The sequence below is a fragment of the Flavobacterium aquidurense genome (assembly GCF_031458035.1).
In the GTDB taxonomy this organism is placed as follows: Bacteria; Bacteroidota; Bacteroidia; order Flavobacteriales; family Flavobacteriaceae; genus Flavobacterium; species Flavobacterium aquidurense_C.
The window spans coordinates 284804-307646 of record NZ_JAVDXR010000002.1 but is presented as its reverse complement, the minus strand read 5'-3'; the positions used below and the strand labels follow the sequence as shown (position 1 = coordinate 307646).

The window sequence follows — 22843 nt, the reverse complement described above, 5'->3', positions numbered from 1 at the left end:
GAGCGTCTCGCTCGTGAACACAATCAAAATCAATTAATGTCAATTTCTAAAATAGTTTGATCATTATCACTATAATTTCGTGCAGAACTATATTTCCAATCGACCGGATTAGTCACAAAGCCTGTTTCTATTGGATTGTTATGAATGTAATTTAATTTTTGCTCAAAAACTTTCAATGACCAAATTTCAATTGGATTATTATTTTGCTGCCAAAATTGCCTGAATTTAACATTGCTATTTTTCTTCCCTGCTCTCTCAAACATCCATAACATCCATTCTTTCCTGCTTTCTTGCGAATTTTCTTCGATTGACTTTAACATTTTTCTTGATGTAAAGCCTTTAAAGTCACGAATTACGCCGGAAGAATCCCCATTTTCTGACCTGAAAATTAAATGGATATGGCTAGGCATAATACAATATCCGTAAATTTCCATTCCTTTATTTTTTCGACAATAATCTAATGCTTCAACAATATTTCCAAAATACTCATCCCTTGTAAATACGTCTATCCAATAGACCGTTGCAAAACTGATAAAATATGCTCCGGTATTGTCACCAAATTTATATTTTCTGCTCATTTATTATATTTTGAGCTAATGTAAGAAATACTTTGCGTTCACGAGCAAGATGCTCGCGCTAGCATAGGATTATTGCGATCATAAACGCGCCGTCGCTAGCGCGAGCATCTTGCTCGTGAACACAATCAAAATCAATTGTTATCAATTTTCAAAAGCAATTTAAACAAAAAAGCGCACAGTTAATACTATGCGCTTTTTTTATGTAAAACTCCGTAGAGTCAAATGATAATTATTCCAATATAAAAACAACCAACCCCCTAGCTCCATGAGCACCTAAAACTAAAGACTGTTCAATATCAGCCGTCTTAGAAGGTCCGGCGATAAAAGTTCCGAAACCGTATTCTTGGTTTCCAATTCTGTCGTAAGCCTGATGCATTGTTGGGATAAGGTCTTTTTTATTGACAATAATAGCCAAATATTGCGTGATAAAAGGCGCAACACGCTGTCCTAAAATATCATCCGTTACCCAAAGCGCACTGTTTTCGGCAACTCCAAAATGCGCTTTAATAATCGTTAATTCAACATCCTGCAACGAATGCGGATCGTCGTTTTTCCAATCTAAAAGTGCAATTTCAGAAAGCTCCGGAATTGTCGTTATAATTCGTTTTTCTAGTGGATAATTAATCTTTATATACGCTAAGATTTCGTTGTAATCAGCAACTTCTATCGGATTTCCTCCAATATTTTTTAGCACAGTTTTATAAGTCTCCAACACATCAAATTGCTCTGAACCCAAAACATTTAAATTCGGCAAATCGGCTATTCCGTTTGGTTGACTGTTTTTAATCTTTTGTAAAATTTCAGCTTTACTGCTCATCTTTCTTCGCTTTAGATTCCCTTGAATTTTTCTTGTACCATTCTCTAAAAGATTCCTCAGGAACATCAGGCATTTCGCGCTGATCGTACCATTTATTCATTTTATTGTTGACTAATCCCGGCATATTTTTCATTACAAATCTACCTGATTTTCCAGCCAGATTAAACACGATTGGATTTGCCAAAACAGCTGACATCGTTTTCATTGCCACAGTTTTTGAAGTCGGCGTATGCCCTTCCTTTACCAAAACCTGACGCCATTTATACAACTGGTCGTGAATATCAATTTTCACCGGACAAACATTGGTGCAAGATCCGCAAAGCGTGCTCGCAAAAGGTAAATCGGCATTTTTTCTCATGTCTAAATTAGGCGCTAAAATTGATCCAATTGGACCAGCAACCGCATTGTGATAACTATGTCCGCCACTTCTTCTGTACACCGGACAAGTGTTCATACACGCACCACAACGAATACATTTTAGAGAGTTTCTAAAATCGGCCCTTCCTAATTGCGTGCTTCTTCCGTTATCAACAATTACAATGTGAATTTCTTTTCCGTCTCTTGGTTTTTTAAAATGGCTTGAAAAAGTAGTAATAGGTTGTCCTGTGGCGCTTCTTGCCAATAATCTGAGGAAAACGCCTAAATGTTTGCGTTGCGGAATCAGTTTTTCAAATCCCATGCAGGCAATGTGTACGTCGGCTAAATGAGCTCCCATATCAGCATTTCCTTCATTGGTGCAAACCACAAATTCGCCCGTTTCAGCGATTGCAAAGTTAACGCCTGTTAAAGCGGCTTTGCGGGTTAAAAATGTATCACGAAGTTCTTGACGTGCCGATTCTGTTAAATATTGAGGGTCAAAATTTCCTTTTTCAGTACCTAAATGTTCGTGGAAAGTTTCACTTACATCTTCTTTTTTAAGGTGAATTGCCGGCAAAACAATATGACTTGGCGGTTCTTTACGAAGCTGAACGATATATTCTCCTAAGTCAGAATCGATAACTTCTACACCGTTTTCGGCCAAATATTCATTCAGATGACATTCTTCTGTAAGCATTGATTTTGACTTCACCATTTGCTTTACATTGTGTTTTACCAAAATAGAATGCACAATTTCGTTGTGTTCTTTCGCATCGGCAGCCCAATGTACAATAATGCCGTTTTTTTGAGCATTTGCTTCAAAATCACTTAAATAATCGTGCATATTAGCCAGCACATTATTTTTGATTTGAGAAGCCGTTTCGCGAAGCAATTCCCAATCTGGAATCTGATGCGCCGATTTATCACGTTTCTCACGCACAAACCAAAGCGTTTCGTCATGCCAGTTTACCCGTTCAACATCTTTATTAAAACGTGTTGCGGCTTCGCTATGTTCTATTATTTTTTTTGAAGACATCTTATTACTCTTTACTGTGGCTTTAATCCTTTAACACATAGAAACATAGAATTATAAACTCAAAATAGGCGTTTCACTTATTTTAAAAACACACAGCTTTTCTATGTGTTGAAATAAATCTATTTCTTTTATAATCTTTTATTTTTCACACATAAAATCTATATTTCTATGTGTTTATATATTTCACAACCAAACAATTAATTGATTTTTAAATCAATTTTTATCTACAAAATTCACTACATTTTCATGAATCGATTTTTTCTCCGAAATCGTACTTGCAGTAACATTTTTAAAGAAAATATTTTCTACAGGAAATTCTTTCTGAGCTAAAATTCTCGAAATAAATTTCACATTTGTAGCGGTTATATTTTCCAGATAAACATTTTTTATCGGCGTAAGCCTGCGTTCAATCGTTGGAACTAAATCGCGCCATTGGTACAAAACATCGGTTTCGACACCTAAAATTCCGGCATCAATTTTTCCAGCTGTGATATTTGTCATGTGAATATTATTTACAAAACCGCCTCTTCTTTCGTTTGTTTTGATGAATAAAAGATGGTTTAGTTTTGCGCCATCCACGACAGTGCAATTATCTATAAACACATTTTCTATTCCGCCCGAAAGTTCACTTCCGATTGCGACTAACTGATGACCATTTTTTACGGTACAATTGCGCATTACAATATTTTTTGAAGGCGTATGCAAATTCCAAGCATCTATACCACAGCCCGATTTAATGGCAATAGCATCATCTCCCTGATCAAAAACACAATTTTCGATCAATACATTTTGAGACATCTCTGGGTCAACACCATCATTATTATGTCCGTGGGCATACACCTGAAGATTTCTGATTACCACATCTTTTGATAAAAATAGATGAATTGTCCAAAATGGACTATTCGTTATTTTAACACCATCCATTAAAACATTTTGGCAACGATTGAACTGAATAAAATGAGGACGCAAATTTGCCGTATCATTAACCATTTGTCTTTCTTCCACAGGCTTTTTATAAGAAGCCAAATAGTACAATCTTTTTAAGCTTTCCATATGCGCTTTTGGTCGGGCAAACCATTTTTCCCAAACATCCATTTTAGCTTTTAATTCCCCTTCACCCGTAATCGCAATGTTCTTGCATTGGTACGCATAAATCAGCGGAGAATAATTATAACATTCATATCCTTCCCAAGTTGAACGTACGGCCGGTAAATAATCTTTTGGATCTTCTGAAAAAAGTAAAACGGCACCTTTATTCACATGCAGATTTACATTGCTTTTAAAGTGGATTTTCTTCGTTAACCACTCTCCTTCCGGAATTACAACTGTTCCTCCCCCCGCTTTATTGGCTTTATCAATTGCCTGTTCTATAGCTTTTGACGTTTTTTCTTTATCACCTTTAACAGCACCAAAATCAACGATTGAAAATTGCTCGCATTTGCTAAAATCCGGGATTTTTATCGCAGGCATTTTGAAAGGTGCTTTCACTACAACTTCTTGTAACGTAACACCAGATTTTTCTTTTTTAAAGGAAAGAAAAACAAGCGAAAGTAATAGTGCAAAACAAAGGGTTATATTTTTCATGATTAGTTTATTCTTTTAAACACATAGAGTCATAGCGTAAATAGTTTTGAAAAGGCGTTTCACTTACTTAAAGACACATTAGCTACAAAAATTTAATTTTTAATCTTTAATTTTTAATTCTAAATCCATGTGTTTAAATTTTCTCTAGCTTGTCATAGAATTCAATATCTCGGCAATATGAATGGTTTTGATATTGCTTTTTTGCCTTTTCAGAATTCCTTCTAAATGCATTAAGCACGACATATCTCCACCCGTAATATAATCAACGTGATGATTTTCGTGATCTTTAATTCGGTCCTGACCCATTTTGACAGAAACAGCTTCTTCAGTTACACAAAATGTACCTCCAAAACCACAACATTCATCTTTTCTGGTTAAGGAAACTAAATCCAGTCCTTTTATATTGTGCAGTAATTGTTCGGGTTTTGAGAAAAACGGCGCGTTTAATTCGGTCATCTGCGAAAGATGCAAACCACGTTGTCCGTGACAGCTGGTGTGCATTCCGACTCTGAACGGAAAACTTCCGTCGATATGATCTATTTTAAGAATATCCGTTATGAATTCTGTTAATTCGAAAACTTTACTGCGAATTTCAGTCGCTAATTCTTCCTGTTTTTCGTCGTGCAAATGGTCTTTTACGTGCAAAACACAACTTCCGGAAGGACAAACAATATAATCAAAACCAGAAAAATTGGCTATAAAATTAGCATCGCAGCCTTTGGTTAAATATTGATAACCGCTATTTGCCATTGGCTGACCACAACAGGTTTGTCCCATCGGAAAATGAACATCACAACCTAATTTCTGTAAAAGCTCATAGGTAGCGATACCCACTTTTGGATAAAACTGATCGACGTAGCACGGTATAAAAAGTCCAATTTTCATATTCTTGGTAATTTCTTAAATACATAGAAAGTAACTATGTGTTTTAATGTTTTTTCTCGCAGATTTAAAAAGATTCAGGCAGATGTGCACAGATTATTATCTAAAAAAGAAATCTTCTAAATCTGCTTAAATCTGCAGAATCTGCGTGAAATAAAATTTTTATAATCCTTAATTTCTTATTATTAATGCTTGTAAAACTTCAAATCAATTAGATCGTTCTGTATCGGTTTTGGATTCCAATTTTGATGAATTGCCAATGCAGCTCCCAACGCACTTGCCTGCGCCATTGAGGCAGCATAAACTTCTACATCCGGAAAAGCTTCTGCCAATAAATTCATGAAAATTGAATTTTTACTGAAACCTCCATCTACAAAAATCTTCTTTACAGGACTGTTATGAATGACTAAGTTAGTTGAAAAAACCTGTTGTTCAACGAGATCCAGCATCAACTGATGATAAGCAATATCGTAACTTTTAAAAGTATTAAGATCTCTTTTTTGAAATGGACATTCTTTTAGAATATCAAAATCGTATTTTTTAGGATAAACGATCTGGAAATTTAAGGCTCTTAAGTTCGATACTATTTTTTTATCAAAATAGATATCTTTAAAAGTATCAAACGGTACATTAAAATGCTCTGCCAATCTTTTGGCCTGAATTTCATGTTCGTTACCTGAAAACAAACGGGCCGCTTTTACAGGCTTCTCCGTATATTGCATGTAACACAAACAATCGTGTTGTAACTCTTCGAAAGTCAATGGTTTATTATTGAAAGGATTCAAAGAAATACTCCAGGTTCCCGTTGATAACAAAACAAAAGGCTCTGTAAAGTTTATCGTGTACGGAATTATCGCTGACGAACTATCGTGCAATCCGACTCCAACGGCTAATCCATCTTCTTGTTTAATGACGTCTTTTCCATAATGAAGTGGCGGAATTTTTTCACTAATGCCTTCATTTTCCAGCCATTTGTGATACTTCATCTTTTTGAAGTTCCAAAGATTCGTATGGCATCCAATACTTGTAATATCAGAATACGCTTCGCCAGTCAAAAGAAAACTAAGGTATTGCGGCAAATGCAGACAATATTTAACCTTATCAAAAAGCGTTGGATTTTCTTCTTTCAGTCTGTAAATCTGCATTCCGGAATTAAGGCTTCCTAAAACAGGAGAAGCTGTTTTTACAGCAAAAACTTCTTCTCCTTTATATTTATTGTAGAATTCCTTTTTTAATTCCTCCGGATAATCTTTTAGATAATTATACAAAGGCGTCAAATTTTTGCCTTCCTGATTGATATAGACAAAACTAGCTCCGTAAGTGCTGAAATTAATTGCTTTTAGGACATAATTCGTCAGATTTTTTATTTCTGATAAACATTCGAATATCCAGTTTCTGAGTAAATCAATATCTTCACAAGGGAAACCATCTTCATCGACAGTTTCTTCAAAATTCACTGATTTTTCCCAAACAATTTTATAATTTTCATCAAATAAAAAAACCTTTTTGTTTGTTTTACCAATATCAAAAATTGCAACTACATTCATTTAGTTAATTATTAATTATGAGTTGTTAATTATTAATTATGAATTATGATTATTTTGTCAAATAGTTAAACATCAACAAGTTAATAACTAATAATTCATAATTAACAATTAATAATTAAATTACAATCCTGTTGCTATCGTTTTTAATCCTCTTTCTCCAATTAGATTTTTTCTAACCGCAAGACTGCGATACAATTCTACCGGATTTAAAGCTGCTCCAGAACGCAAACGAGCCTCTGCAACTAATGCGCGAACATCTGTACGGAAAGCGTTTTGCAAAATTTCCTGTGCTTTTACTACATCATTTTCTTCCTGAGCAATTTCTAATGCTTTTCTGTCCACTAAAAGTGCCTGAGCATAAGCAATCATAATCGCTTCAACTGATTGTAATAAATCTTCCAAAGGATCTTTAATATTGTGAGAAGCATCGATCATCCATCCTAAATCTTTAGCATGATTCATTCCTCTTGCATCCATTCCTTCAACTAATTCATTGAAAATCAAGAATAATTGGTAAGGTTTTAAAGCACCAGCAGTTAAATCGTCATCTCCATATTTTGAATCATTAAAGTGGAAACCACCTAATTTTCCTTCCATCAATAATAAAGAAACGATTTGCTCGATATTAGCGTTTGGTAAATGGTGACCTAAATCAACCAAAGTCTGTGCTTTATCTCCTAATTTTTTCACGTAAGAATAAGATTGTCCCCAATCTGCAACTGTAGTAGAATAAAAGTTAGGTTCAGCACATTTGTATTCTAAAAATAATTTCCAGTTTGAAGGCAATGCTGCGTAGATTTCTTCTAAACTTTCTAATGTATTTTGATATGCCTTACGGAAGTTTAATTGTCCAGGGAAAGATGAACCGTCTGCTAACCAAACTGTCAATGATTCTGATCCTAAAGCGATTCCTTGTTGAATTACTTCAATATTATGAGCAATCGCTTGTTTACGAACTGCTTTGTTTACGTTTTGTAATGACCCGAATTTATAGGTATGATCCTGACTTGTCTGATCCTGAAAAGTATTAGAGTTTACAGCATCAAACTTTAAATTGTGCTGTGCTGCCAAAGCCTTAATTGCATTATGATCTTGTGGAATATCCCACGGAATGTGTAATGAAATCGCTCCTGAAGCATTGTTTAAAGCATGAAGCAAACCAACATCTTCAATTTTTTCTTCTAAAGAACGTGGCTCGCCACCTCCTGGAAAACGTCCGAATCTTGTTCCTCCTGTACCTAAAGCCCAAGATGGAATTGCGATTTGAAAATCGATTAACTTTTGAATAATTGCTTCGGTTTCACCAATTTCAGATACTGTAAAAGCAAATTTATTTTGGTGTTTTTTTAATAACTCATCATTGTGAGCTCCTATGTTGTTTGACCCAATTAACATATTATTTTCTTTTTATGGAATTCAATCTATAAATATACATCGAAGTCCTGTTTTACTACACTATTTTATGCTATTTTGTTTGTTAAAAACTAAAATCTGGTACATTAAAAAAAATCTAACGTCCGAAAAATATCGAACGTTAGATCACAAAAAACCACTTTTGCTTAAACAAACTTAAAAAAACTTTTTATCTATAGAAGCCCATTGATACGCCACCATCTACGTTTAATGCATTTCCTGTTGATTTACCAAGTAAACCTCCAACGAAAGCAAAACAAGCGTTTGCAATATCATCCGGCAATATGATTTCATTCAGTAACGTACGTTTTGCATAGTAAGCCGGTAATTCTGCTACCGTAATACCATACGCTTTTGCACGACCTTCAGCCCAACCTCCAGACCAAATATTTGAGTCTGAGATAACTGCATCAGGATTTACCGTGTTCACACGGATTTTGTCAGCACCTAATTCGGCAGCCATTAAACGTGTTAAATGAGCCTGAGCCGCTTTCGCTGAACCATAACCAGGATTGTTCGGACCTGCAACAACTGCATTTTTAGAAACGATATTTACGATATCTCCACCAAAACCTTGTTTGCGCATTACTTCGATTCCGGCTTTAGAAACAATAAATTGTCCTTTTACCAAAATGTCGTACAATCTGTCCCACTCTTCCAAAGTATGTTCTGCAATAGATTTAGAGATACTGATTCCGGCGTTATTCACCACAATATCAACTCCTCCAAAGGCAAGACAAGCTTCGTCTAATGCTTTTTCAGTACTGTTTTCGTCTGTAACGTTTAATAATGTACTTGACACAGCGTCTTTTCCGAAAGATTTAACGAAATCAGCCGTAGCTTCTTCCAGTCTTTCTACATTAATATCGTTGATTACAACACAAGCACCTTCCTGAGCAAATTTCTTAGCGATAGCCTTTCCAATTCCGCCGGCAGAACCCGTAATTAGGGCAACTCTACCAGATAATGCTTTTGGTTTTGGCATACGCTGTAATTTTGCTTCTTCCAATAACCAATATTCGATATCAAAAGCTTCCTGATGCGGAAGTGAAGTATATTCTGAAACTGCCTCTGCACCTTTCATTACGTTCACCGCATTCACATAATACTCTGATGCTAAACGCGCCATTGTTTTATCTTTAGCGAAAGTAAACATACCAACTCCAGGATATAAAATAACCACAGGATTTGGGTCACGCATTGCAGGCGAATTTGATTTTTTACAAGCATTGTAATAATCTTTGTACATCGCTCTGTAAGCCTCAAAAGCAGGTGTAAGTTTTGCTTTGATTGCATCTACATCTGACAAATCTTCGTTTGGATCTAATTCCAACACAAGAGGACTGATTTTAGTACGCAAAAAGTGATCTGGACAAGAAGTTCCAAGTGGAGCCAATTTCTCTAAATCATTTGAGTTGATGAATTCCAAAACTCTTGCATCATCAGTATAATGACCAATCATTTGACGCTCTGATGAACAGAATCCTCTTAAAATTGGCGCTACTTTCGCCGCTTTTAATCTTCTTGCTTCAACATCAAGACTTTGTATTTTTTGTCCTCCAAAAACAGGACGTTTTTTTCCGTAGTTATCTTCTAAGTAAGTCGCACATTTCTCGATTACTTCAAGCGTATTAATATAACTTTCGTATGCCGTATCACCCCAAGTAAAAAGACCATGAGAACCTAACATGATTCCGCGTAGTTTTTTTCCTTTTTTCTCTGCTTCTTCAAGGCAAGATCTTAACTGTAAACCAAGATCGAAACCTGGACGCTGCCATCCTACCCAACCGATTTCTCCGTCGAATAATTCTTCAGTAATTTTTGCTCCGTCTTTAGCTGCTGCAATGGCAATAGCCGCATCCGGATGCAAGTGATCGATATGTTTGAATGGTAAGAAACCGTGTAATGGTGTATCGATAGATGGTGCTTTTGAAGCCAAATCGAAAATACAATGATTGAACAATTCTACCATTTCATCTTCAAATTCGATTCCTCTGTAAACATTTTCAAGATTACGAAGTCGCTCTAAATAAAGTGCTGCACAACCCGATTTTGTTAATGTTCCAATGTCTCCACCTGAACCTTTAATCCACATTACTTCTGAACTTGCCCCCGTTAAAGGATCTTTGTCAGTAATTTTTACAGAAGTATTTCCTCCTCCGTAATTGGTCAATCGCAAATCGGCTCCTAATAAATTGGAACGATAAATGAAAAGCGCTACTTCATCTCCTGCCAGCGCTGCGGCTTTAGCTTCGTCCCAAAGATAGCTTACATGCTTAAAATTCATATTTGTTGTATTTGTATTCGACATTTTATATTGTGTTTCAATTGTTTTTTTATAATGAATTTCCGATTCCTACTAAAATGATAGACAGGAACATAAGTGCAATCCCGAAAAGGAAAGTATTAAAGGTCTTTTTGGTAACGCCTTTCCATTCTTTTAGGTAAAAGCCCCAAAAATTAGCGGTAAGAATAATAGTAGACATGTGAAGAATCCATGAACTTGCTCCGTTTCCTAATTTGCTTTCTCCCATTCCGTAAAAGAAAAACTGAAGAAACCACATTGTCCCTGCAATAGCAGAAAAAAGGACGTTTTTTGAAATTGGAGATTGTTTATTAGTGTAGTCTCCAAAAGTTTTGTTTTTAAAATTAAGATAGATACACCATATAAAGTTGGTTGTTAATCCGCCCCAAAGTATAACAATATAGCTTACATTATTTTGAAACAAAAATTCTCCCTGATTTGGGTGTAAAGCTTTCCAAGCCTCATTGGCAACATGAGCCATTGGTTTTGCAGCTTCAATTCCGAAATTAAAAAAAGAACTTAAAATACCTGATATTACGGCAATTATCAAACCTTTTACTAAACTAAAATCTTTGTCTTTATCTTCATGTCCGGTTGCAAAATCTTTTTCTTTTAACATTCCGGCTTTTCCTAAAATGGTAATTCCTATGATGCATACCAATACTCCGATCAAAACCATTTGGCCTCCTGAGTTCGAAAACATATCGCTGATAGATTCTTTGCCTTCGACTGCATTAAAATTATAATAGATTGGCGGGATCAAAGCTCCAAAAGCAGAACAGAATCCTAAAGTAATAGAATTACCTAATGACATTCCTAAATAGCGAACACCTAATCCGTAAGTCAATCCTCCAATTCCCCAAATCAATCCCATTGTATAAGCCAATACTTTTACAGATGGAGCAGAATTAGCAATTATTTCAGTAAAATTCGGAATTGTCAGATATGCCGCAATTGGCGGAACAATCAGCCAGGAGAAAAAACCGCCTACAAGCCAGTAGCTTTCCCAAGCCCAGTTTTTAACTTTTTTGAATGGCATGTAAAAACTCCCCGAAGAAAATCCTCCGATAGAGTGAAAAAGAATTCCAAGAATTGATTCCATTAAGTAATTTGTTTGTGGTTATTGTGATAGTTAATCTCGCTTGGTAAAATAAGAGAATGTAAAAAACAAAACTATCCTGTACTATCCTTTATGATTTTGCAATTATGTTAAAACCGAGAATTATTGCAAAGAAGAACCAGTTTATAGTAGATAAATAAATTTAAAATTTCTATTTTAGCAATCGATTTCGTAATTTTTGTCTCCGTAAATGGCATAATTTGAGCAAATTGCTTAAATATGAAAGTAATACCTTATTTAAATTAAATCTTTAATAAAAAAAGCAGCAAAAATTGGTATTCAGAAAGATTTTCGGATTCAGCTTAAACTCAAATTATAATTCAGAATTATACTACTCTAAATTGAGATGTAATTTGCAAGACTTAAAAAATGATTAAACTTATTAAAATCGATGAAGATTCAAGGGTTCCAAAATACAAACAGATTGTAGATTCTATCCTGCAAAATATTGCTAACGGAAATTTGAAAATCAATCAAAAAATACCTTCCATAAACAGTTTTAGCGAAGAGTTCTACATGTCTCGTGATACAGTCGAAAAAGCGTATAACATATTAAAGGAACGAAAAATCATTTCTTCTATCCGAGGGAAAGGCTATTATATTACCCGAACCAAACTTGAGTCTAAAGTAAATATATTGTTTTTGTTCAATAAACTGAGTGCGTATAAAATGAAAACGTACAACTCTTTTATTGATACTGTTGGCGCCAATGCCCACACCGATTTACATATTTATCACTGCGACGAAACCTTGTTTTTGAATTTATTGGATAAATTTGAAGGTGCTTACGATTATTATGTAATCACGACGCATTTTAAAACAGATGAACGTAAACATTTAAGTTTTACTGATGATGTTGTAAAAGCTATCCAGAGAATTCCGCAGGAAAAGCTGGTTATTATGGATAACATCAAGCTGAATATGGAAGGCGAAATCATCAAAATTTACCAGGATTTTGAAAATGATATTTACAATGCCCTAAAAGAAGGTCTTTCTAAAATAAACAAATACAAAAAGCTTATTTTAGTATATCCTGAGAAAGCTGTTTATCCTTATCCACGCCGAATTTTACACGGATTCAGAAAATTTTGTGTCGAGCACGAAATCAATTTTGAAATACTAAACGAAGTTTACGACGATATGATTCTTAAAAAAGGTGATTTATTTATCACTATCGAAGAATCGGATTTGGTGAATTTAATGAAGCAAATCAGGGATGAAGAATACGTTTTAGGAGAAGATATTGGTATTATTTCTTACAATGATACTCCTTTAAAAGAATTACTCGGAATCACCGTAATGTCGACCGATTTTAATGTAATGGGCGAAACCGCAGGACGAATGATCCTAAACAAAGAAAAAGGATCGGTAAAAGTGCCTTTTAATTTTATTGATAGGAATTCGATTTAGGAAAAAGGGGCAAAGAGACAAAGGTTCAAAGGGACAAAGGTTTTCTCGTAGAGGCGCACAGCAGTGCGTCTTTTTTATTTATAACATTTTTTTTGCGCCTAGTTTGTCATCTCGACGAAGGAGAGATCACACCCGTAACTCGACAAAGATTTACGGTTTAATTACGAAGGATGGATTAAAATCCATCCTTACAACATAGTTCGAACCTATGGTTCTTTAGGATAAAGTTCCGGAGGAACGATTATTTTGTATCAACGTCCCGAAGCATCGGGATTAATCCGTTGAAAAAAAAATAATCACAAAAAAAGAGACGCACTGCTGTGCGCCTCTACGAGAAACCTTAGAACCTTAGCAACTCAGCACCTCAGAACCTTTTAAAAAAACCTATGAACCTATGGACCTTTGTTACTTTGAACCTTCATTAAAACTATATTGGGTTTCGGTGCAGGTTTCATATCTTTTCCCATATAAAAACTTGTATGTGGCGGCTGATTATAGCCCACATTCTGCCATGCAATACTCAATCTATATTGTGGATCGTGCATTAAAGTATATTGCCTGATTTCCGTTGGAATTGTTGTTGAGTAAATCCTAAGTTCCTTATTATCTTCAGATCTTAAAATTAGTTCTTCGCGCCAGTCTCCCAAAATATCAGCCGAAAGTGCCGGTGTCGATTTTGTACCGTTATTAGAAGCCGCTCCGGTTGCTGTGAATAATCTTCCTTTATTGTATTTATCGATGTAGTTTGAATTCAGAAGTTCGCGTGAAGAATCACCATCCCAATAAATTAAAAAATTAATTGATTTTGGCGCATTTCCAACAACTTTACCTTTCATATCGTACAAATTCGGAGAACCTGACCACCAGCATTGTGCGCCTTTTAATGTCGGGTCAATATTATCGGCAACGCCACGACCCACATCTTCATTTGGAGAATCGGTAAATAAAACTTTCCCGTCTGCCGCCGAAAACAAAGCAACTCCCGGGCCTTTTGTTCCATCTTCAATTTCATGAATTCCAAAAGCCTCTAAACCCGGAACATCCGGATCAAGATCAGAAACATGCAAAGCGTCTCCATGTCTAAAACCTGTTGTGTATAAACCTTTCCCGTTGTCATCGACACACATTGATCCGTAGATAATTTCGTCTTTGCCATCATTGTCTACATCAGCAACCGAAAGTCCGTGATTTCCCATTCCGGAATACGGATTTTCAGCATTTTTAGTGTCAAAAATCCATCTTGAAGTCAGTTTGTCATTTTTAAAATCCCATGCTGCCAAAACTGTTCTTCCATAGTATCCTCGGCACATTACCACACTCGGATGCACTCCATCCAAATACGCAATACAAGCTGTAAAACGATCAATTCGGTTTCCGTTTGAATCATTTCCGCCGTTTCCTCCTCTTCCGCCCCAACCAGAAAGATCACCGCGTTCCGGAATATAATCTGTAGTTGTAATCAGCTTTCCGGTTCTTCCGTTGAAAACGGAAATATATTCAGGGCCTTTCAAAATTTTACCAAAAGTTGACGATTTTTCATCTCTGTCTACCCAGTCCTTTGTGGCGTCTCCCACTACATTATTCTGACTATCAGTTGTTCCGTCAGCCGTTTTACAAACAAATTCCGAAATTCCGTCACCATCCAAATCGTACACCATAAACTGTGTGTAGTGTGCGCCTTCGCGGATATTTTTCCCTAAATTAATTTGCCATAAAAATTTGCCATCTAAAGTATACGCCTGAAATATAGGCGGATCTGTAATTCCGTTATGCGAATTATCATGCCCTCTACCCGTCATGTGAACAATCAAATCGTATCTTCCGTCGCCATCCAAATCTCCGGTAGATAAGTCATTCGGAATATAGCCTTCAACCGGTTTTAGATTAATCGACAAATAATCTTTATCAGGAGTTGCAGCCGGAATAGTAAAACTTCCTTTTGCATCCGTTTCTTTTCCTTTCAAAACCGTTTTTACAAACCATGTATTTTCTTCCTTCGGATTTGCTTTGGTATCAACAAAATTCGTCGCTCCGGAAATTGGTTTATCATTTAATTTTATGGCTTTACCAGCACCGCTTTTTCGGTATAAATTGAATGTCAAATCGCTGGGATCCGTTCCTAAAACGCGCCACCCAATAAAAAACTGACCGTTATTTTTTATTGCAATAACGCCACGGTCTAAATTTTCCATTTGGCGTTGCGCAAAAATGGAACAGGACAATAGTAATAAGATAAATAGAATTCTATTTTTCATGGTTGATTTCTTTTTATTTTGGTTGATTTTTGACACACGGATGATTCGGGTTTAAGCGGATTCGCTGTTATTTTTATCTCTCGCAAAGTCGCAAAGTTTAGTTTGTCATTTCTGATAAAAAAACCTCAGAACCTCAGAACCTCAGAACCTTAGCAACTTAGAACCTCTAAAAGAACCTCTAAAAAAACTTCTTAAATCCTTCGCTTTTCACCTTCCATGTTCCGTCTTTTGGGAAACCCGGATTTTCTTCCGTTGTTCCATCCCAACCGGCGCACATCATCGCAACAGCAGTTAATAACCCTCCATTTCCGGGAAGATACAGAGTCAACCTTTCCGCCTGATAATTGTGTCCGTTTTTCAAATAGGTATTGGTGGTCACGTTCATAAATAAGGCATCGATTGCTTTATCCGGCATATTCAAACGCGCTGCAGACATGGCTGTCATCGGGAAATCCCAACCCCAGGTTTTATCCCACGACCACGTTTTCCAAATCAGATCAAACGTGTTTTTCATGATTTTTTTATCCAAAAGAGAAGTCTCAGGAAGCATTCCGAAAGTTCCTAAAACAGAAGGATGATCCGTTTTAAATTCAGGATTGGTATAAGAATCTGTTGCACTTTCTGTTGCCAGATAAACCTGATCAGCAACTGGTAATGGAGATAATTTTGCCAAAACCGTTTCCCATTTTTCAGGTACTTTTTGGTTTAATTTTTTCTTCCATGCGATAGCCGTTTTCAAAGCCCAGTTCCAATACGCCAATTCATAAGTTGGGTTAAAAGTTTCCATTGCCTTGAAACGTTCCTGCGCCGGAATCACGCCCGGTCCTAAAACATAACGATCTTTTTTCGCATCATAATTAGCAAAAGAAGCCATGAAATCAGCCGTTGCAAAAACGCGCTCGCTGTATAAATTCAAAGTCGCTGCAGTAGGTTTTGCACGATACATTAACTCAGCATAAGTGATAAAATGTGGCTCCTGCCAAATTAAAAATGAACCCACAGATGACGGACTTTCATTCCCATCAGGATCTGTCATTTTTTGCCATCTTGCGCCTTCAAAACCTTGTCTTTTGGCAATATTTTTGGCTTTATCAAAAACCTTTTGGTACCATGGAAGGCTTTTTTCTAATAATTCCGGTCGATCCCAAAGCGCAAAATGTACACCGTGCCACCAATGCATTTCTAAGTGTGGTTTTCCATACCAACTGTTATAAGTCAAACCCGTTTCTTGTGGCGGAACTTTCCCTGTACATTGCACTTTTGTCAAATATTGCGACAAAATAACGCGTCGTTCCAACTCATGCGCACGTTTGTCTGTACTGCCTGAAAAATCAACGGCTGCACCGCTTTTCCAAAATTGTTCCCAGCCTTTAATACTGCTATTTTCAATTTTTGTAAAAGAAGAATTTGCTATTTTTTTATCTGCTAACGCAAAAAGACAGCTTAATTCCAACGTATTTGTATTTGAAGCTTCAATCACAAAATAATGATCGGCAGTCTTTTTAATTTGCGCATTTCCTTTCCAATTCAAATCAACTTTATATGAAATACTGTCCATTACATGCGTTACAACCGCTTCATTTTTAGACTTTTCAACCAAATTCGATTTATAATCTTCTTTTCCTTCCCATTTTGTCCCCATATCGGCCCAATCTCCGGTTGGAAACGGAATTCTCAAACTGATTTTTAATCTTTTTTGAAGCAATAAATCCGATTTTACTTTTACGCCAATCGCATCTTTTTCCTGATGCGAAACCGTCAAAACTGTTACCGGAGTTCCTTCCACTTCAAAATAACTTTCGATTTCTCCTGTCCATAAATTCAGTTTTTGAGAGATCGCTTTGATGTCTTCCGGTTTTGCCGGAGTTCCGTCTTTTTTAGTGATTTCAAAACCTAAATTCCCCAATTGCAATAAATGAGGATTTTGTCTGAACCAGTTTATTGCTTCTACTTTTCGTGCCGGCTCCTTAATCTGAACCGTGTACGAAATGTCTCGACCGTACTGTTTATAATCTTTTAAAGTCTCAGAAAACTTATATCCTTTTGTGTTTTTATAACTGTCCCAGCCCCACTCCGATTCCGTTCCCAGCGGAATTCCGTTTTGATATTTCTTCGGAAATGTCTGCAATCCTGTTGCATCAACGGTAAAAGCAAAAGCTCCATTTCCAACAGTCAAAGAAGCCAAAGTATCGATAGCCGTAATTTGCACATTGTGGCGGGTTACCAAAGCATTTCGATCTATTTTCTGCGCAAAAATCGATGCCGAAAATAGAAGTGCAATGATTAAAAGTTGTTTTTTCATGTGGTTATTTTTTGATAGTTTCAAGTTTTTTTTTTTTTTTTTGTTTCAGGTTTCAGGTTTCAAATTGAAATGAGAAAAAATTTAACCGCAAGGTTCGCAAAGGTCTACGCGATGTACGCAAAGCTTTGTGAACTTATTAAAGCCAATTGTAAACACACCAAAATAAAAACTTCGCGTGCTTTGCGGTAAAATTTTATACTAGCCATGTTTTTATCTACTTAACGTTACACTCATCAAACCAATCACAACATCATTTGCAATGGTTTTAAGTGTAAGACTTTTTAATATTTTGTTTTTATCCAAAGGCAAATCTAAAATCGTTCCGGCACCTCCGTCGACACCATAATTTGTAAATCCTTTTATGATGCTGAAATCTTTGAACGTTCTCGAAATTTCGCCCGATTTAAAATAAACTCTCGGCGGTTTCGGGGCATTTGTTGTGAAAGCGAGTCCGTCAACAAAATAATCCTGTTCGATGGGCCACCAGTTTTCAGGATTTTTTAATGATAAAACTTCTGAAGTTCCATCGGTATAATTCACTGTAATTTCACCATTTACAATTCGGCTTTGCATCGGATTTGTTGTTCCTGCCATCATAAAATAGGCGTGTGAAGCTTTTCCGTTTAACGGAATATCAATGCTTTTTGGATAATTATTCCACATCGAAGTGAAAATGATATTTTTCTGATTTTCATCAGATGGCGTCTGAAACGAAATTCCGTTTGAAGTTATTATTGTGCCGTTTGCTTTTGCTTTTTGGCGTAAGCCAGAATCATCAATTTTTACATCTAAATTTGGATAACACCAATTTCCAATTCCTTGTTTAGGAAGCTGTAAAGTTACCGTTTTAGGTCTTGGAGAAAGATATTCGTTCTTGAAAATATCAGTTACTTTCGCATTAAAATAAGGAGAAAGCGAAACAGTTTCTACACGCACAGCTTTATCCAAAGGAAGATCCCAATTGGTTGTTGTTATATTAGATTTATCTTCTGATTTAAAGTTAAAATTAATTGGATTCCACCACGACATTTCGCCTTGTTTCAATTCAATAAAAAATATCTTATTTCCTTCGCCATTTACTTTCGCTTTAAGCGAATTATCCGTTTTTGAAATTTCACTTAAAACAGATTGCGGGTCATTTAGTGCGATAATTTTGGCTTTCGCCGAAGTCAGATTTAAAGTTTCACCAGAACTATAATTTGGTCCTGATTTCACTTCTTCCAAACTATCACCTTTCCAATTAATTGTTACCTCATAAACCGAATTATTCGGAACTTCAATACTAATTTTTGGTGTACCGATACTTTCCGGAATCAGCTTCCAATCAACTTTTTTATTGTTTACCGTTATATTTTCAATACCGTCATAAGGTGCGTTAAGGATCAATTTCAGATTCATTTTTGCTGAAAAGCGACTTTCAATATGATAAGAATCCTGCTTATTTTTTCTTTCGAAAGCAATGGAAACATCCGGAATTTCTAAAGCCGCTTCATTCCATTTTGAGGGAAAACCAGGCTGAATCGTTAAAACTTCTTTCAAAGCGTCAGGCTGAATTCCGAACAAACCTTCAACCAAAGTTCGCGACGCCATCCCAATCGGATCTGCAAAATCGCGGTACAATTCACCACGCATCGCATCCTGATACATGAGCTGTTCAAAACCTCCCGGCGAAGCGCCTAAATACATACTTTCGACCAAAGCACTTTCCCACATTTTATAAGCTTCTTCCGATTTTCCACCTTGCCAGAAAGCCAGTGAAGTGTGCAATTGTTCCGCCAAAGCCACATTATTTAAAGACCATGTATAAGGCTGCCAATTGGTTGTACTGATTGCGTACAAATCTTTTTTATCTAATCCTTCAACTGAAATCGGAATATGCGGAATCTGATTGTCTACATAATCTAACATTTGGTAACTCTCAAACGGATTTGATAATTCTGAATCGATGGTGTGATAAATACTCCAAATTCCTGGAGAATCGTGTAATAATTTATTTCCGAGTGCGTCTTTATATTCGGCAAAAATTCCTTTTTTCGGAAGCCAAAGCTGATCGTTTGTCGCTTTTAAAATTTTGTTCGCTTCCGCAGAAAACGGATTTGCCTCTTCATTAATTTTTGAAGCAATTTCGGCTACGGTTTTATTTGCATAATAATTATACGCCGAAGAATAAATCACGCCGCCACCGCTATATTGCAAGGCATCACTCGCCCAAATTGCAGCGTAGGCATCATAAAGTCCGTCATTGTCTGCATCAAAATTTCTTTTTTCCCAATTTAAATGTCTTTGAATAGTTGGCCACATTTCTTTGATGAAAGAAGTATCTCCCGTCCATTTAAAATGTCGAAGCATCTGATCGATAAAAACCAAATTCATATCGTAATGATGTGCAACCGTATTTTTATTCGGACTTCGGCTAATGTAACCGCTGCTAAACATGGAAGTTCCAAGTTCTTCTTTTTGGCGCGCCAGATTTTTTTCTTCATCAAAAACTACGGGGCCGCTTTCAGGACTTGTAACCTGCGAATTGCTGTAACTTGTAAAATGTGTTTTCGCGCGATCGTGCCACCCCAAAGGATCAGCGGTATACGCGCCACGCCATGCGTTTAGGTACATTCGCCACGCAACCGCTCCATGAAGATATGCGGGACTTTCCCAAATACCATCAGCTGCAATTGATAAAGCCGAACCTAGAGTATTGATATAAGGATCTGGAGTTGAAACCTTTACTCTGTTCACCAAAAGATGCGTTTCCTGAACTGATTTTTCATACAATTGCGAAATTCCTTTTTGAGAAACATCAACTTTAAGATCTTCAGTAGCCAATAACCAAAAGTTTCCTTTTTCTGAAATTGATTTTATTTTTCCGGTAATAACTGGCAATGTTTCTGCTTTTGAACTGAATAATTCTAAAGGAGTTTTTTGCTGATTTGCATTCGCCAAATTCACTTCTGAATCAGGAAAAAATCCTAGCAGGTTTTTATTATTTCCTGTTTTTTGCTTGTTGCTTTCAGAGCCATATTCCAAAAGGAAATACTCTTTTTTTAAAGTGTATTTATTATTCAGACAATAATCAGGTTGTAAATAAAATACCGATTCGGGATCGGCACCAATATCGCCATCACGACTAAATTTCTTGCCTGTTGCACCTCCAAAAGCCCAAATTAAACTGCTATTTTTCGGGACATTTTTACCGTATACTTTTACGATTAAACCTTCTTTTTCTTTTAAGGCAACAACATCAATAAATAATTTTCCGTTTCCTAAAATAGCATCTTCAATGGTATAATGCATGGTTCCCAAAACATATCTGGTATCAATTTTAGAAGCTTCGGTAATCCATTTGCTGTCTTTTCCGTTTAGGATTCCGAGTTTGAAATTACCTCCCATTCCGGGCATGTACATGGCAAATTCGGGTAAATCTCCGGTTTCAACACGAAAACCTGTGTTGGAGCCATATAAAGCACGGTTGAATTTTCGGGTACCATTTTTCAAAACAAAACTATTTCCTTCAGGCGCGTAATGTATTTTACGATCCGGTTTTTTATCCTGACCGAACACAAATACTGAACTGAAAAAAAATATTCCAATCAGAAGAAAAAATTGTCTCGTTTTGATATTCATAATTTTCATGCAAAAAGGGTATTATCAAGATTTATCAAACAATTAGTTTTATCAATTTATTCCTAATTATTTGATAATTTAACCGCAATTTCTTTGTTTTTTTATGGGATACTATCCTGTACCTACCTGATTTTTATAATATAACAATTTATAATTTTCTATTATTTTAACATCATAGTACAGGATACTATATAAATACGGAACTGTTAGATTTGAAATTGAAATTAACTAAAACCTCAAAAAATTGGTAAAAATCAGTACATTTTTATGCGTTGTTTTTTGTCTTAGCGTACCTGACCAGTCGTTTGCTAAGCATTTAAAACCCATTGTAAACCAGCATTATATTTCATCAAAAACAACTTCATCTGACAGTGTTAAAAATACAAAATCGATGTTGTTTTATTTTGGTGCTGCAAAAACTGCAAAAGGAATTTTAATCGATAAACCTTCAGAATTTTCAGCTTCTTCTTCGTATGGTTTTGATTTTAATTCGGCTTCGAATGTCAAAATCAATTCGAATAATTTTTCGGTGACAAAACCAGCTTATTTTTCTGTTGCTGTTCCCGAAGGAAATTATCAAATTGAAGTAACAATGGGAAGTTCAGAAAAAGCTTCAAATGTTACGATAAAAGCAGAATCAAGACGATTGATGCTGGATCAGCTTTCGATAAAAAAAGGACAAAAAGTGACGAAGATTTTTAATGTAAATGTCAGAAACATTAAAATCGACGACCAGACAAAAATTAGCCTGAAAGACCGTGAAAAAGAAATTTTAAACTGGGACAATAAACTAACTCTTGAATTTTTAGGAGACGTAGCAATTCAGAGTATAAAAATCACGCCAAAAGATAATCTGACTGTAGTTTATTTGGCCGGAGATTCGACGGTTACAGATCAGGACGTGGAGCCTTGGGCATCTTGGGGGCAGTTTATCACGAACTATTTTGACAATACTGTTGTTGTGGCAAATTATGCATATTCGGGTTCTGCATTGAGTTCATTTAAAGGAGCAAATCGTTTGAAAAAGATACTTTCTGAAATCAAAAAAGGAGATTATTTGTTTGTGGAATTCGGTCATAACGACGAAAAAATAAAAGGAGAAGGAAACGGAGCCTGGGGATCGTATTCGGATTTATTGAAAGAATTCGTACAATCGGCAAAAGATAAAGGCGCGATTCCGGTTTTAGTAACGCCAACACAACGCCGGGCTTTCAATGAAAATGGAACTTTAAAAGAAACTCACGGAGATTTTCCGGCTGCAATGCGCGCTGTTGCTCAAAAAAATAATATCGCATTAATTGACATTACCAAAATTACAACTGAATTATACGAAGCCTGGGGCGTTGAGCCTTCGAGAAAAGGATTCGTACAATATCCGGCAAATACTTTTCCGGGACAGGAAAAAGCTTTGGATGACAACACACATTTTAATAGTTTTGGCGCCAATGAAATTGCGCTTTGTGTCGTAAAAGGAATTCGTGAACTTGATATTCCGTTAAAGAAACAAATCAAAAAAGAAGTTCCTGATTATAATCCGAAGAAGCCAAATTACATTTCGAGCTGGACTTTGCCAATGAGCGACCGCTACGAAATTACTAAACCTGATGGCAATTAAC

The 22843-nt window shown here is 36.0% G+C and carries 14 protein-coding genes; 2 read left to right on the top strand and 12 right to left on the bottom strand.

Features of this window, described 5'->3' with window-relative positions:
• Positions 1 to 29 precede the first annotated feature (29 nt).
• The 9 genes from J2X17_RS04510 to rhaT form a co-directional block, all read right to left on the bottom strand.
• Positions 30 to 578 carry an REP-associated tyrosine transposase gene (locus J2X17_RS04510; protein ID WP_310295112.1) on the bottom strand — a complete coding sequence of 183 codons (549 nt, stop codon included), beginning with the start codon at positions 576 to 578 and terminating at the stop codon, positions 30 to 32.
• A 229-nt stretch (positions 579 to 807) separates the two neighbouring features.
• A complete protein-coding gene (locus J2X17_RS04505) occupies positions 808 to 1395 on the bottom strand; it encodes a LutC/YkgG family protein (protein WP_310295110.1) in 588 nt (195 codons plus the stop codon).
• The gene (locus J2X17_RS04500) at positions 1385 to 2788 is read right to left on the bottom strand and encodes a lactate utilization protein B (protein WP_310295108.1); all 1404 of its coding nucleotides are present in this window, start codon (positions 2786 to 2788) and stop codon (positions 1385 to 1387) included. Before J2X17_RS04500 ends, J2X17_RS04505 begins: the two co-directional genes overlap by 11 nt.
• Before the next feature lie 213 nt (positions 2789 to 3001).
• Positions 3002 to 4372: a glycoside hydrolase family 28 protein gene (locus J2X17_RS04495; RefSeq protein ID WP_310295106.1), complete on the bottom strand. Its 1371-nt coding sequence runs from the start codon at positions 4370 to 4372 to the stop codon at positions 3002 to 3004.
• A 144-nt stretch (positions 4373 to 4516) separates the two neighbouring features.
• The gene (locus J2X17_RS04490; RefSeq protein WP_310295104.1) at positions 4517 to 5257 is read right to left on the bottom strand and encodes a (Fe-S)-binding protein; all 741 of its coding nucleotides are present in this window, start codon (positions 5255 to 5257) and stop codon (positions 4517 to 4519) included.
• Between the two features lie 182 nt (positions 5258 to 5439).
• A complete protein-coding gene (locus J2X17_RS04485; protein ID WP_310295101.1) occupies positions 5440 to 6801 on the bottom strand; it encodes an FGGY-family carbohydrate kinase in 1362 nt (453 codons plus the stop codon).
• Between the two features lie 120 nt (positions 6802 to 6921).
• The gene (locus tag J2X17_RS04480) at positions 6922 to 8196 is read right to left on the bottom strand and encodes a sugar isomerase (RefSeq protein ID WP_310295099.1); all 1275 of its coding nucleotides are present in this window, start codon (positions 8194 to 8196) and stop codon (positions 6922 to 6924) included.
• Between the two features lie 187 nt (positions 8197 to 8383).
• On the bottom strand, positions 8384 to 10525 hold the full coding sequence (locus J2X17_RS04475) for a bifunctional aldolase/short-chain dehydrogenase (RefSeq protein ID WP_310295097.1): 2142 nt from the start codon (positions 10523 to 10525) through the stop codon (positions 8384 to 8386).
• Between the two features lie 25 nt (positions 10526 to 10550).
• Positions 10551 to 11621 carry an L-rhamnose/proton symporter RhaT gene (gene rhaT, locus J2X17_RS04470; protein ID WP_310295095.1) on the bottom strand — a complete coding sequence of 357 codons (1071 nt, stop codon included), beginning with the start codon at positions 11619 to 11621 and terminating at the stop codon, positions 10551 to 10553.
• Positions 11622 to 12008: 387 nt separating this feature from the next.
• Here rhaT and J2X17_RS04465 point away from each other — a divergent pair, with 387 nt between their 5' ends.
• Positions 12009 to 13049, top strand: a complete 1041-nt coding sequence (locus J2X17_RS04465; RefSeq protein ID WP_310295093.1) for a GntR family transcriptional regulator — start codon at positions 12009 to 12011, stop codon at positions 13047 to 13049.
• Positions 13050 to 13441: 392 nt separating this feature from the next.
• Here the strand turns inward: J2X17_RS04465 and J2X17_RS04460 are convergent, their stop codons facing one another.
• From J2X17_RS04460 to J2X17_RS04450, 3 genes are all read right to left on the bottom strand, one after another.
• On the bottom strand, positions 13442 to 15304 hold the full coding sequence (locus tag J2X17_RS04460) for a rhamnogalacturonan lyase (protein ID WP_310295090.1): 1863 nt from the start codon (positions 15302 to 15304) through the stop codon (positions 13442 to 13444).
• A 178-nt stretch (positions 15305 to 15482) separates the two neighbouring features.
• Complete coding sequence (locus J2X17_RS04455; protein ID WP_310295087.1) at positions 15483 to 17606, bottom strand: hypothetical protein; 2124 nt, start codon at positions 17604 to 17606, stop codon at positions 15483 to 15485.
• 210 nt (positions 17607 to 17816) lie between these two features.
• Positions 17817 to 21227: a DUF4450 domain-containing protein gene (locus J2X17_RS04450; protein ID WP_310295084.1), complete on the bottom strand. Its 3411-nt coding sequence runs from the start codon at positions 21225 to 21227 to the stop codon at positions 17817 to 17819.
• Positions 21228 to 21471: 244 nt separating this feature from the next.
• Here J2X17_RS04450 and J2X17_RS04445 point away from each other — a divergent pair, with 244 nt between their 5' ends.
• The gene (locus J2X17_RS04445) at positions 21472 to 22842 is read left to right on the top strand and encodes a rhamnogalacturonan acetylesterase (RefSeq protein ID WP_310295082.1); all 1371 of its coding nucleotides are present in this window, start codon (positions 21472 to 21474) and stop codon (positions 22840 to 22842) included.
• Position 22843 lies beyond the last annotated feature (1 nt).